This is a genomic window from Candidimonas nitroreducens (assembly GCF_002209565.1).
Lineage (GTDB): Bacteria > Pseudomonadota > Gammaproteobacteria > Burkholderiales > Burkholderiaceae_B > Candidimonas > Candidimonas nitroreducens.
Map to the genome: position 1 here is coordinate 247,613 of NZ_NJIH01000001.1, position 12,421 is coordinate 260,033.

The 12,421-nt window shown below is 61.6% G+C and carries 11 protein-coding genes; 9 read left to right on the forward strand and 2 right to left on the reverse strand.

The window, feature by feature from the left end; translation table 11 throughout:
* Positions 1-9: 9 nt before the first annotated feature.
* The 3 genes from CEY11_RS01130 to CEY11_RS01140 are packed head-to-tail and all read left to right on the forward strand — an operon-like array spanning position 10 to position 1,952.
* Positions 10-654, forward strand: coding sequence for an amino acid ABC transporter permease (locus CEY11_RS01130; RefSeq protein WP_088601494.1), 645 nt, complete (start codon positions 10-12; stop codon positions 652-654).
* Positions 651-1,484: an amino acid ABC transporter permease gene (locus tag CEY11_RS01135; RefSeq protein ID WP_088601495.1), complete on the forward strand. Its 834-nt coding sequence runs from the start codon at positions 651-653 to the stop codon at positions 1,482-1,484. The genes CEY11_RS01130 and CEY11_RS01135 overlap by 4 nt, the downstream gene beginning before the upstream one ends.
* 48 nt (positions 1,485-1,532) lie before the next feature.
* Positions 1,533-1,952 carry a ribonucleotide reductase subunit alpha gene (locus CEY11_RS01140; protein WP_233154659.1) on the forward strand — a complete coding sequence of 140 codons (420 nt, stop codon included), beginning with the start codon at positions 1,533-1,535 and terminating at the stop codon, positions 1,950-1,952.
* A gap of 102 nt (positions 1,953-2,054) precedes the next feature.
* Here the strand turns inward: CEY11_RS01140 and CEY11_RS25320 are convergent, their stop codons facing one another.
* Complete coding sequence (locus CEY11_RS25320) at positions 2,055-2,222, reverse strand: hypothetical protein (protein WP_158215158.1); 168 nt, start codon at positions 2,220-2,222, stop codon at positions 2,055-2,057.
* Between CEY11_RS25320 and CEY11_RS01145 the strand changes: the two genes are divergently transcribed.
* Genes CEY11_RS01145 through CEY11_RS01165 form a run of 5 tightly spaced genes read left to right on the forward strand, consistent with a single transcriptional unit; the run spans position 2,221 to position 9,652 of the window.
* The gene (locus CEY11_RS01145) at positions 2,221-5,976 is read left to right on the forward strand and encodes a nitrate reductase subunit alpha (protein ID WP_088601496.1); all 3,756 of its coding nucleotides are present in this window, start codon (positions 2,221-2,223) and stop codon (positions 5,974-5,976) included. The genes CEY11_RS25320 and CEY11_RS01145 overlap by 2 nt on opposite strands.
* Before the next feature lie 13 nt (positions 5,977-5,989).
* On the forward strand, positions 5,990-7,531 hold the full coding sequence (narH, locus tag CEY11_RS01150) for a nitrate reductase subunit beta (RefSeq protein WP_088601588.1): 1,542 nt from the start codon (positions 5,990-5,992) through the stop codon (positions 7,529-7,531).
* 8 nt (positions 7,532-7,539) lie between these two features.
* Positions 7,540-8,238 (forward strand): nitrate reductase molybdenum cofactor assembly chaperone, encoded by a 699-nt coding sequence (gene narJ / locus CEY11_RS01155; RefSeq protein ID WP_088601497.1) that lies wholly within the window; start codon positions 7,540-7,542, stop codon positions 8,236-8,238.
* Positions 8,235-8,939: a respiratory nitrate reductase subunit gamma gene (gene narI / locus CEY11_RS01160; protein WP_408608091.1), complete on the forward strand. Its 705-nt coding sequence runs from the start codon at positions 8,235-8,237 to the stop codon at positions 8,937-8,939. The genes narJ and narI overlap by 4 nt, the downstream gene beginning before the upstream one ends.
* Positions 8,936-9,652, forward strand: coding sequence for a peptidylprolyl isomerase (locus CEY11_RS01165; RefSeq protein WP_088601498.1), 717 nt, complete (start codon positions 8,936-8,938; stop codon positions 9,650-9,652). The genes narI and CEY11_RS01165 overlap by 4 nt, the downstream gene beginning before the upstream one ends.
* 81 nt (positions 9,653-9,733) lie before the next feature.
* On the opposite strand, the gene acuR is transcribed toward CEY11_RS01165, so the two are convergent.
* Entirely contained in the window at positions 9,734-10,375 is a 642-nt protein-coding gene (gene acuR, locus CEY11_RS01170) for an acrylate utilization transcriptional regulator AcuR (protein ID WP_088601499.1), read from the reverse strand.
* A gap of 372 nt (positions 10,376-10,747) precedes the next feature.
* On the opposite strand from acuR, the gene CEY11_RS01175 reads away from it, so the two are divergent.
* Positions 10,748-12,388, forward strand: a complete 1,641-nt coding sequence (locus CEY11_RS01175) for a thiamine pyrophosphate-dependent enzyme (RefSeq protein WP_088601500.1) — start codon at positions 10,748-10,750, stop codon at positions 12,386-12,388.
* The last annotated feature ends 33 nt before the right edge of the window (positions 12,389-12,421 follow it).

A 12,421-nucleotide genomic window follows, 5' to 3' on the forward strand; every position in this document is an offset into this window, starting at 1 on the left:
AGGCGACTGATGTCGGTTCTGCTTACTCACCTGGGTGAATTCGCATGGGGCGTCGCGTTCACCGTAGGGCTCGTGGTGCTGGGCTGGGTCGGCGCCCTGATCCTGGGCACGGTGCTGGCGATGATGCGCGTCAGCCCCATACGCACGGTGCGGGTCGTGGCCGCGGCCTATATTCTGGTGTTCCGCAATGTCCCCATTCCGGTGCAGATGGTCTTGTTCGTGTTCGGGCTGCCGCTGCTGGGCATCGTGTTCTCGCTGTTCTCCTCGGCGGCCATCGTGCTGGTCACCTACCATGCGGCATTCGTCTGCGAGACGCTGAGGTCGGGCCTGAATGCGGTGGCCATAGGCGAGCTCGAGGCGAGCCGCTCGTTGGGGTTCGGGCCGTTCGGCACGATGCGTAATCTGGTTCTGCCGCAGGCTTTTGCAGCCGTGGTTCAGCCCATGGGCAATGTGCTGATTCTGCTGGTGAAGAACTCTTCGGTGGCCGCCATCGTCGGGGTCGCCGAACTGACTTTCGTCGCGGACAAAGTCGCCATCGAGGAAGTGCAGGCTTTCGTCGTGCTCGGCGGGGCGGCGATCGCCTACGTCGTGATTTGTCTGGTTCTCAAGCGTCTCGTGGCCATGCTCGAGCGCAGGGTGGCTTTCAGCAAATGAATACCAGTCCCTTATTCGAAGAGCCCGGCCCGCGCGGCCGGCGCCGCTACCGCATGTTCGAGGCCCTGGCCTGGGCGGTCATTATCATCGTCGCCGGCCTGGCCGTCTGGACACTGGACAGGAACGGTGCGTTCGATGCCGCGGCCTGGAAGCCTTTTGCGCTATGGGGCGTGTGGCGGCAATTGGGCATAGGGCTGCTCAACAACATCCGGGCGGCCGTCGTCGGCATGCTGCTGTCCATGTTCTTCGGCTGCTTTCTTGGGTGGGGGCTGCTCTCGAAGCGGAAAATAATCCGCTACCCGTGCCGGGTGTTCACCGACGTGTTCAACGGCATTCCCGTACTGCTGCTGCTGTTCTTCACCTCTCTGGTGCTGCCCTCGTGGGGCCTGCCGCTGCCGGATTTCTGGTTTCTGGTGATCGCGCTGTCGCTCTACAGTACCGCCGTGGTCGGGGACCTGGTGCGCGCGGGCGTCCAGGCCTTGCCGCTGGGCGAGTCCGAAGCCGCCGCGGCGCTGGGGTTCTCCGGGCTGCAAAGCATGTGGCTGATACTGCTGCCGCAGGCGCTGCGCATGATGAGCCCGGGGCTGGTCAGCCAGATGGTGATCGTGCTCAAGGGCACTACATTGGCTTTCGTGCTGGGCGGCTACTTCGACCTGCTGCGTGCGGCGACGGTGCTGGGCGCCTATTTCAGCCGTTCATTGCTGCAGGTTCAGGTCATTGCCGCGATCGCATTCATGCTGATCAATATCGGCTTGTCGCAAATCGCCTCGGCCATCGATCGCAAGGAAAAGCAGCGCTACGGGGTTCAGCCCGTCGCGCTGGATGAATAATACGGGCCTATCAGATCAACGTAAACCCAGCGACGTAAACTCTGCATCATGCCGGATACCGAACTGCCATTGACCGACTTTGCCTCGCTGCTCGCGGCCGCGCGCCAGCAGGACGAACCACAGCGTTTGCTATTTGTATTTGCGCAGAAAGAGCTGCCCGACCAGCCCACTGCGCAGCAGCGGCGACGCTTTGAAAGCGGGCAGGGGGGTAGCCTGCGGCCTTGCCTGTGTGTAGACAAGGCCCCGGAAGACCTTACCAGCTTCGCGGCTTTGGCGGCTGAATCGGCGGCCACCGGGTTAGCATGGGACGTCGTATTCATCAGCAGCCTGGCCGGCCGCGGCGGCATTGCGCCGAATCCCGACCAGGCCGACCAGCCCCTGCACTTCATGGTGCAGGCGATCAACGACGGCCGCGTGGATGAATTCATAGCCTTCGATCGCAGCGGGAACACATTGAAATTTATTTGACAGCGGTTCCAACTGCGCGCTTACAGTTATATGATATTGCCAGAGCAACGCTGATCTCGACGTCTTTCATCGAGATCTCGGCCGGAAATACGGCTAGGCGAATCAGGCCGCCCGGCCAGCAAGTTCCCTGTTGTACGGATTTGCAATCAAAAAGAGCAAGGCGTAAAGCCGCAGGCAGTACAAACAGTGCGGCAAGGCAAAGCAACACCCTTGTTTTTTTGATTGCGGATCCGTGTCAGGCATACTATGCAGCACATAGGAGCGAGTCATGGGCCAATTCCTGGAGCGCTTGCGGTACTTCTCTCGGCCGCGCCAACCGTATTCCGAAGGCTGGGGCGAAGTGCGCAGCGAGGCGCGCCAATGGGAAGACGGCTATCGCAATCGCTGGGCGCATGACAAGGTGGTGCGCTCTACCCATGGTGTGAACTGCACCGGCTCCTGTAGCTGGAAAATCCATGTCAAGCAGGGCGTGGTCACCTGGGAAACCCAGCAGACCGACTACCCCCGCACCCGCCCCGACATGCCCAACCACGAGCCGCGCGGCTGTTCGCGCGGCGCTTCGTATTCGTGGTACCTGTACAGCGCCAATCGCCTGAAGTACCCCATGATACGCGGCCGCCTGCTGCAGCGCTGGCGCGAAGCGCGCAAGACGCTCGAGCCGGTCGAGGCCTGGGAAGCGTTGATGCAGGATCCGGATGCCAAGAGCTACAAGGCGGTGCGCGGCATGGGCGGCTTCGTGCGCGCGAAGTGGGACGAGGCCCTGGAACTGGTCGCGGCAGCAAACGTATACACCATCAAGCATTACGGGCCCGATCGCATTGCGGGCTTCTCGCCGATCCCGGCCATGTCCATGGTGTCTTATTCTTCGGGCACACGCTATGTCAGCCTGCTGGGCGGATCGGTGCTGTCGTTCTACGACTGGTATTGCGACCTGCCCGCCGCCAGTCCGCAGGTGTGGGGCGAACAGACCGACGTGCCCGAATCGGCCGATTGGTACAACTCCAGCTACATCATTGCCTGGGGCTCGAACGTTCCCCAGACCCGCACGCCCGACGCCCACTTCTTCGTCGAGGCGCGCTACAACGGCACGCAAACCGTCGCCGTCAGCCCCGACTATTCCGAAGTTTCCAAGCTTTCCGACATCTGGCTGCACCCCAAGCAGGGCACCGACGGCGCCATGGCCATGGCCATGGGCCACGTAATATTGCGCGAGTTCTTCCTCGACCGCCAGGTCGACTACTTCCAGGACTATTGCCGGCGCTTTACCGACTTGCCCATGCTGGTGACCCTGCGCCGCGACGGTGACCGCTGGGTGCCCGACCGCTACCTGCGCTGCAGCGACTTCGCCGATGCCCTGGGCACGCCCGAACGTGCCGAATGGAAAACCGTGGGCTTCGACCAGCAGGGCGTGCCGGTGGCGCCCAGAGGCTCCATAGGCTTTCGCTGGCCCGGCAAAGACAGCCCCGGCCAAGGCAAATGGAATCTGGAGCAGGCCACCGAAGACGGCACCGAAATCCGGCTGGAGCTCAGCCAGATCGATCACCGCGACGATGTCCTGGACGTGGCCTTTCCGTACTTCGGCGGGGTGGTTCACGAACATTTTCCGCACAACGAACAAGGCGACATATTGTTGCGGCGCGTGCCGGTGCGCAAGCTGGCGACACGCCAAGGCGAAACATTGGTTGCCACGACCTTCGACCTGCTTTGCGCGCACTATGGCCTGGATCGCGGCCTGGGCGGCACATGCGCCCGGGGCTATGACGACAACGTACCCTACACGCCCGCGTGGCAGGAATCCATCACCGGCACGCCCGCGGCCCAGATGATCGAGGTGGCGCGAGGCTTTGCCGACAACGCCGAGAAGACCCAGGGCCGCTCCATGGTCATCATCGGCTCGGGCATGAACCACTGGTTCCACCAAGACGTCAGCTACCGCGCCATCATCAATATGCTGATGCTGTGCGGTACGGTCGGCAAGCCCGGCGGCGGCTGGTCGCACTACACCGGTCAGGAAAAAGTACGCCCGCAAACAGGCTGGGCGGCGCTGGCGTTCGCGCTCGACTGGGTGCGCCCGCCGCGGCAGATGGCGGGCACCGATTTCTTCTATCTGCATTCCGACCAATGGCGCTACGAAACCCAGCACATCGACGACCTGCTCTCGCCCCTGGCCGACCGCAGCCGGCACACCGGCAGCGTGGTCGATTGCAGCGTGCGCGCGCAGCGCATGGGTTGGCTGCCTTCTGCCCCGCAACTGAACCGCAACCCCCTGGATATTGCGCGCGAAGCGCAGGCGTCCGGCAGCGATCCCAAGCAATACGTCGCCGACGCACTCAAATCCGGCCGGCTCGCGCTGGCCTGCGAAGACCCCGACAACCCCGACAACTATCCACGCAATCTGTTCGTCTGGCGCTCCAATCTGCTGGGCTCGTCCGGCAAGGGGCATGAATATTTCCTCAAGCATTTCCTGGGCACCGGCTGCGGCCTGCAGGGCAAGGATCTGGGCGAAGAGGGCGGTGCCAAGCCCGAGGAAATCACCTGGCGCGACCCGGCCCCCGAGGGCAAGCTCGACCTGGTGGTCACGCTGGACTTCCGCATGTCCACCACCGCGCTGTATTCGGACGTGGTCTTGCCGACTGCCTCGTGGTACGAGAAGCACGACCTGTCCACCACCGACATGCATCCGTTCATCCACCCGTTCACGGCCGCGGTCGACCCGGTGTATGAATCTAAAAGCGACTGGGAAACCTTCAAGGCCATTGCCAAGAAGTTCTCGGAACTCGCGGCGGGCAAGCTGGGCACGGTCAAGGACGTAGTGCTCACGCCTATTCTGCACGACACGGCGGCCGAACTGGCGCAGCCCTTCGAGGTGCGCGACTGGAAAAAGGGCGAGTGCGATTATGTGCCCGGCGTAACCGGCCCCAACATCAGCTTCATCGAGCGCGACTATGCCGCAGTGCATGCGCGCTACACTTCGGTCGGGCCGCTGCTCGACACGCTAGGTAATGGCGGCAAGGGCTTGCGCTGGGACATGCATCACGAAGTCGAAGAGCTCGCCAAGCTCAATTACACGGTGGCTGATGGGCCGGCAAAAGGGCGCCCGCGGCTCGCCAGCGACATCGACGCCGCCGAAACCATACTCATGATCGCGCCGGAAACCAACGGCGAAGTCGCGGTTCGGGCCTGGAAAGAGCTGTCCAAATCCACCGGGCGCAGCCACGCGCATCTGGCCGCCGCCCGCGAAGACGAAAAAATCCGCTTTCGAGACCTGCAGGCGCAGCCGCGCAAGATCATCAGTTCGCCGACCTGGTCGGGCATCGAAAGCGAACAGATCAGCTACAACGCCTGCTACGTCAATGTGCACGAACTGGTGCCGTGGCGCACGCTCACCGGCCGCCAGCAGTTCTATCTGGATCACCAGTGGATACGCGACTTCGGCGAGGCGTTCGCCATTTACCGCCCACCGATCGACACCCGCACGGTCAATCCCTTGCTTGGCAAGAAAAGCAATGGCCAACCCGAAATCGTGCTGAATTTCATTACCCCGCACCAGAAATGGGGCATACACAGCACCTATACCGACAACCTGATCATGCTTACGCTGTCGCGCGGCGGGCCGATTGTCTGGATCTCCGAGGTGGACGCCAAGAAGGCCGGCATCGTGGACAACGACTGGATCGAGTGCTTCAACCTGAATGGCTCGCTGACTGCCCGCGCGGTCGTCAGCCAGCGCGTGCACGAAGGCATGTGCATGATGTACCACGCGCAGGAAAAAATCGTCAACGTGCCGGGCTCCGAAATCACCGGCATGCGCGGCGGCATCCACAATTCGGTGACCCGCATCGTGCTCAAGCCCACACAGATGATAGGCGGCTGTGCGCAGTTTTCCTGGAGCTTCAATTACTACGGCCCGGTGGGCTCCGATCGCGACGGCTTCGTGATCGTGCGTAAGATGCAGAAAGTCGACTGGATGGATCGCGTCCAGCATGCCGCCCGCGAGGCGGAGCTGGGCGCCAAACTGGCATAAGGTGCACAAAGCCATGAAAATACGCGCACAAGTCGCCATGGTGCTGAATCTGGACAAATGCATCGGGTGCCACACCTGTTCGGTCACGTGCAAAAATGTCTGGACGTCCCGCAAAGGCATGGAATATGCCTGGTTCAATAACGTCGAGACCAAGCCCGGCCTGGGCTATCCGAACGACTGGGAAAACCAGGAACGCTGGAAGGGCGGCTGGGAACGCAAGGCCAACGGCAAGCTGGTGCCCAAGCAGGGCGGGCGCTTCGCCGTGCTGGCGCGCATCTTCGCCAACCCCTTCCTGCCGGAAATCGACGACTACTACGAGCCGTTCACCTTCGACTACGAGAATCTGCAGACGGCGCCCGAGCTGCCCACCGCGCCCGTGGCGCGGCCCATATCGCTGGTGTCGGGGCGCACCATGGACAAGATCGAGTCGGGCCCGAACTGGGAAGAAATTCTCGGCGGTGAATTCGACAAGCGCAGCAAGGACTACAACTTCGAGGCGATCCAGAAAGACATATACGGGCAGTTCGAGAACACCTTCATGATGTACCTGCCCAGGCTGTGCGAGCACTGCCTCAACCCCACCTGTGTCGCCTCGTGCCCGTCGGGCTCCATTTACAAGCGCGAAGAAGACGGCATCGTGCTTATCGACCAGGACAAATGCCGCGGCTGGCGCATGTGCGTATCGGGCTGTCCCTACAAGAAAATCTATTACAACTGGGTCAGCGGCAAGGCCGAGAAGTGCACCTTCTGCTATCCGCGCATCGAGGCCGGCCTGCCCACCGTGTGCTCGGAAACCTGTGTCGGGCGCATCCGCTACCTGGGCGTGTTGCTGTACGATGCCGACCGCATTTCGCAAGCCGCCGGCACCGAAAACCCGCAAGACCTGTACCAGGCGCAGCTGGACGTGTTTCTCGATCCGTTCGACCCTGAAGTCCAGCGCCAGGCCCAGGCGGACGGCATCCCGGCGGAATGGGTAGAGGCTGCGCAAAAGTCGCCCGCCTACAAGATGGCCGTGGAATGGAAAATCGCTTTCCCGCTGCACCCTGAATACCGCACGCTGCCCATGGTCTGGTACGTGCCGCCGCTGTCGCCCATTACCGCGCATGCCAATGCGGGCGCCATAGCCAGCAGCGCCAACGGCCTGCCGGATGTCGGCTCGCTGCGCATACCCGTGCGCTACCTGGCCAACCTCCTGACCGCGGGCAACGAGCCTCCCATCGTCACCGCTCTTGAACGCATGATGGCCATGCGCGCCTGGTTCCGCGCGCGCCAGCTGGGCGAGCCGCCGGCCCCCGATCTGCTGGCCAGCGTCGGGCTCGACGAGCCGACCGCCAAGGACATGCACCGCTACTTGGCCATCGCCAACTACGAAGATCGTTTCGTCATTCCCACCGCGCACCGGGAAGAGGCCGAGAACGCCTACCAGATCCGCGGCGGCTGCGGCTTCACCTTCGGCAACGGCTGTGACGGCATCGACGCCAAGGCCGGCCTGTTCGGCGGCAAGATGGGGCGGCGCCGTGTCGTGCCCATCCGCGAACTCGACGAGCAAGAGTGAGGCCGCCGATGTCCCGCAACCCGACCCTGCTGCTGCGCGCCTTGTCGGCCTTGCTGGCCTACCCTGACGCCGAGCTGCGCGCGGCGCTGCCGGAAATCGTCGAGGCCATCCGCGACTCGCGCGCGCTCGACGCGCAACATAAAGGCCAGCTGATTGCGCTGGCGGATGAAATTTCCAACAGCGGGGCGCTGGATGCCGAAAGCCGCTATGTCGAATTGTTCGATCACGGGCGGCGCACTTCCTTGAACCTTTTCGAGCACGTCCATGGCGACGGCCGCGAACGCGGCTCGGCCATGGTGGCCTTGCGCGAACGCTATCTAGCCGCCGGCATGGAGCCTGCCAGCAACGAACTGCCCGACCATCTGCCCCTGCTGCTGGAATACCTGAGCTGCCGCGACCTGGCCGAAACCAAAGACACCATCGGCGAGATCGCCCACATTCTGCGCCAGCTGGGCAACACGCTGCTCGCACTGAACAGCCGCTATGCGGCGGTCATGGCGGCGCTGCTTGCCCTGGGGCGCGAGAAAGGGCTCGACACGCATGCCGCGGCGCCACCGCCCGAAGACCTCGATGCCGCCTGGGAAGAACAGCCCGCATTTGCGCCGCCGGCCCCGAAGCCCGCGGCCCAGCCCATTACCTTCCATCCCCGAAGGCCGCAATCCGTCAATCCAAGCCGTTCCACAATCTTGCCGGAGGTGCCGCAATGACTCTGCCTGCGCCCTTGAACCAATTCCTGTTCGGCATCTATCCCTATATCTGCCTTACCGTACTGCTGCTGGGCAGCCTGATACGCTTCGACCGCGAACCGTACTCGTGGAAAAGCGACTCGTCCCAGATACTGCACAAGGCGGAACTCCGATTCGGATCCAATCTGTTTCACTACGGGGTGATCGTGGTCGTGCTCGGCCATTTCGTGGGGTTCCTGATGCCGGAACCGCTGGTGCTGTGGCTGATGAGCCCGACCCAGCACCAATTGCTGGCCATGCTGGTCGGCGGCGTCGCCGGAATCGTCGCCATCATAGGCCTTACCGTCCTGATACACCGCCGCCTGGCGTACCGCCGCATCCGCAGCAACAGCCGCAAGTGGGACATCACCATCGTCATCATGCTGTGGCTGCAGCTGGCGCTGGGCATTCTGACGGTGCCGTATTCGGCACAAGACATGTCCGGCGCGCACTTCGAGGTTCTGGTTCATTACGTGCAGGGCGTCGTGCTGTTCCATAATTCCGCGGCACTGCTGCAAGGCATGCCCTGGGTCTATCAGCTGCATATCTTCCTCGGCTTCACCATATTCCTGGTCTCGCCGTTCACCCGCATGGTGCACATCTGGAGCGGCGTCGGGTCGCTGGCCTACTTGTTCCGCCCCTACCAGCTGGTGCGCAAACGCGGCCGTTCGGAGGCCCGATGAACGTCACGGTCAATGACATTGAAGTCGATGTGGATGCATGGCCCACGCCGCAGCTGGCCGCCGTGCATGAATTGCTGCGGCAACGCGCCTGCGAGCTCGGGCTTTTGCCCGACGGCGCCGGTGAAATCGAGGTAGAAAGGGCGATAGAGCGCACGCTGGCGCAAGAGGTGGCGGTACCGGAACCCACGGACGAAGAATGCAGGCGCTGGTACGAGGCCAATGCGCAGCGCTTTCGCAGCGGCGACCTGGTTTGCGCGCGCCACATACTGTTCCAGATAACCCCGGGCTCGCCGGTGCCGGCAGTGCGCGGGGTCGCGGAAGCCGCGCTGCACGAAATCCAGGCGGATCCGGCTCTATTCGAAAAACACGCCCGCGAACACTCCAACTGCCCATCCGGGGCCAATGGCGGCAACCTCGGCCAGCTGCAGCGCGGCGAAACCGTGCCGGAATTCGAAAAGGCCATCTTTGGCGACGCTACGCTGGGGGTGCTGCCGCAACTGGTCACCACGCGCCACGGCTTTCATATCGTCGCGATCGACCAGCGCATAGAAGGCAGGCAGGTGCCTTATGAACTGGTAAGCGCAGAAGTCGCCGCTGAACTGCGCAAACGCAGCGAGGCCCGCGCCTTGTCGCAATATGTGCGCGTGCTGGCCGGCGGCGCCGACATTTCGGGCGTCGAACTCGATGCGGCGGCCTCACCGCTGGTGCAGTAGCGCGCGCCGGGTACAAGCCTGTTACTTCGGAAAGGCCTTTTGTTCAGGGCGGGTTCGTTCCAACAAGAGCGATTGCCCTTTTCATACGGCAGCCAGACTCTTCATGTAGACGTCCACAAACAGGTTCAGCGCTTCGGTGGACTGTGTCATGCGAGCCCGCATCACAGCCCCTTCCCAGCCTAGCCAGAAATAATGCGCGTAAGCATGGCAGTCTATGTCCTGTGCTATTTCCCCGCTTTGCTGTGCAAGAAGCAGGCACTGGGCTATTTTTTCAGACCAGCCTGAAAAAATATTATTGAGCAGCTCGCGATAATTGGGCGGAAGGACACCGAGTTCCTGGCCGAAGCTTCCGACCAGACAGCCACGGGTAAATCGATGTCGCGCCATACCCCGCGCCGCATCCATGACAAAATTTCGGATACGCATTAACGGGGCAGCAGACTCATCCAGCAGCCAACGATCCAGCTTGCGCTGGAAATAGTCGTCATATGTCGCCAGCACGGCCACACCGAAAGCGTCCTTGTTCCGGAAGTGGTGGTAGAAGGATCCCTTCGGAACTCCCGCTCGCTGCAAGATGGCATCCAGGCCGGTTGCGGCAAACCCGCGTTCGGTCAGTAATTCCATGCCACAACGAATCAGCACATCGCGTGTGCTGACATAAGGCAGGCCATGACCTTGGCTTGCCGCCGGGATCCTCTCGCCTGCAGAACGTTTAATGCCCATGTCGCCTCTACATTTGCGCTAGCGAGCCAAATTATACAGATCGGGCAGAGTGGTTTCTGTGTGCTGGCCGAGCGATATAGGGTGTCATATTAGACTCATATGACATGTGATGAAACCATTGCTCCTGCATTCCGGAAGCTGCTTGAGCCAGGTATCGCCCATAAGGTGCTCATGAAATCGACCTCATAAGCCGATTTGGCTTCGGTGGCGATCTTTGGCTACGGCTGCCAATCGGCAGCAGTTTTTTCCGAAAAACGCCGAGAAGCCATGGTTTTTATAGACCGATTAGTCTAGAATTTGCGGCAACCTGGCTATATGGTACCGCCCGCAGGTCCGATAGTGGGTATGGGATTAAATTGGAAAAGGATGGCTATGACGTATCGAGTCGCGGATGCGATTGTGGATAGTATGGTCGCGCATGGCGCGGATCGTGGGTTCGGCGTTCCCGGAGAAAGCTTTCTGGCGCTACTGGATGCGCTGTATGCGAGAGAAGACTTTGACCTGGTCACATGCCGACACGAGGGTTCCGCCGCCTTGGCGGCGATTGCGGACGCCAAGTTGACGGGGCGTGCCGGGATTGTCATGGCAAGCCGCGGGCCTGGGGCGTTCAATGCCGCGATTGGCGTACATGTGGCTGCCGAAGAGGCGATCCCGTTGATTCTCTTGATTGGGCAAGTGGATGCGCCGAGTTTGGGCAGAGGCGCGGTTCAGGAAATCGATTCCGCAAAAGCATTTTCGGGCCTGCTGAAATGGTCCGGGTGCATTGATAGAGCCGTCCAGGCGCCCGAGATCATGGCGCGGGCTTTTGCGGCTGCCTCCTCGGGGACGCCCGGCCCCGTCATCGTGGAATTGCCCGAGGACGTTTTGACGGAACCTGCGGAAGCGCAGCCGGCACGTGTCCACGGTGTGGCGCTTGCTCAAGCGAGAATCGAAGATGCGGCCCGTGTCTACGAGCTGCTTGCCAAGGCCAGCCGCCCGATCTTGATCGTAGGGGGGGAATGCCGAAGCGATGAGTTTCGCAAAGATCTTCAAGCGCTCGTCGATCAATGGGACATTCCCATCGCCTTGACCAACAAGAATCAGGATCAGTTTTCGAATTCAGACCCTCATTGGCTTGGTCAATTGAGCTTTTTTACTTCTCCGGCGCATACGTCTCTTTTTAGCGAGGCAGATCTGTTGATCTCGATCGGCAGCCGTATGGGCGATCTGTCGTCGCTGGGTTTCTCGTTTCCGCGGCAGGGAACCAATCCGCAGACACTGGTTCACGTGTATCCGGATCCAGCAGCGATTGGCCGCCACTTTCAGACCCAGCTGCCAATAGTTTCCACGGCGCACAGCTTTGTCCGCGCGGCGCTGCAGCACGGCCGGACTGCGGCGGCATCCGGGTCATGGCTGCAGCGTGCGCAAGCAGCGGCCAAACTGACACATGGCTGGGAGCCCAGGAACTTGGCACCAGAAGATGTCATGGGGCATACGATCGCGGCGCTCGCTCAAGTCGCCAAGCATGATGCGATCGTGACAACGGATTCCGGCAACTTCGCCTCCTGGGTTCATCGCATTTTCAAGATGACTCCTGCCAATCGTCTACTCGGTTCCGCCTGCGGTGCCATGGGATCGGGCGTGCCCGCCGGTGTGGCCGCCGGCTTGCGCTACCCGGGGCGGGAAATTCTCGCTTTTGCGGGAGACGGCGGATTTCTCATGAATGGCAATGAATTGGCCACTGCGGTGGGTAGAGGGCTGAATCTGCGGGTAATCGTGTCGAACAATGGATCGTATGGAACAATCCGTGCGCACCAGCAACGTCATTTCCCGAATCGTGTCAGTGGCACTGATTTGACGAATCCCGACTTCTGCATGCTTGCGCAAGCATTTGGCGCGCATGGGTTCAGGGTAGCCCATTCGGGCGAGGCGCAACGAATTGTGGAAAAAGCGATGAGCGTTGACGGGCCGGTACTCATTGAAGTACGCAACGATCCCGATGTCTCAATCGGATCTTCCCTCAAACAGAATTGAGCGGCGTCGGCTATCGCCTGTGGCGAGGGGAGG

What these genes read in the sequence shown, in the direction of transcription:
- narJ (WP_088601497.1), top strand. Translation starts at nt 7,540, where the DNA reads ATGTCCCGCAACCCGACCCTGCTGCTGCGCGCCTTGTCGGCCTTGCTG.
- acuR (WP_088601499.1), bottom strand. Translation starts at nt 10,375, where the DNA reads ATGGGCATTAAACGTTCTGCAGGCGAGAGGATCCCGGCGGCAAGCCAA.
- narH (WP_088601588.1), top strand. Translation starts at nt 5,990, where the DNA reads ATGAAAATACGCGCACAAGTCGCCATGGTGCTGAATCTGGACAAATGC.
- narI (WP_408608091.1), top strand. Translation starts at nt 8,235, where the DNA reads ATGACTCTGCCTGCGCCCTTGAACCAATTCCTGTTCGGCATCTATCCC.
- CEY11_RS01140 (WP_233154659.1), top strand. Translation starts at nt 1,533, where the DNA reads ATGCCGGATACCGAACTGCCATTGACCGACTTTGCCTCGCTGCTCGCG.
- CEY11_RS01145 (WP_088601496.1), top strand. Translation starts at nt 2,221, where the DNA reads ATGGGCCAATTCCTGGAGCGCTTGCGGTACTTCTCTCGGCCGCGCCAA.
- CEY11_RS01135 (WP_088601495.1), top strand. Translation starts at nt 651, where the DNA reads ATGAATACCAGTCCCTTATTCGAAGAGCCCGGCCCGCGCGGCCGGCGC.
- CEY11_RS01175 (WP_088601500.1), top strand. Translation starts at nt 10,748, where the DNA reads ATGACGTATCGAGTCGCGGATGCGATTGTGGATAGTATGGTCGCGCAT.
- CEY11_RS25320 (WP_158215158.1), bottom strand. Translation starts at nt 2,222, where the DNA reads ATGACTCGCTCCTATGTGCTGCATAGTATGCCTGACACGGATCCGCAA.
- CEY11_RS01165 (WP_088601498.1), top strand. Translation starts at nt 8,936, where the DNA reads ATGAACGTCACGGTCAATGACATTGAAGTCGATGTGGATGCATGGCCC.
- CEY11_RS01130 (WP_088601494.1), top strand. Translation starts at nt 10, where the DNA reads ATGTCGGTTCTGCTTACTCACCTGGGTGAATTCGCATGGGGCGTCGCG.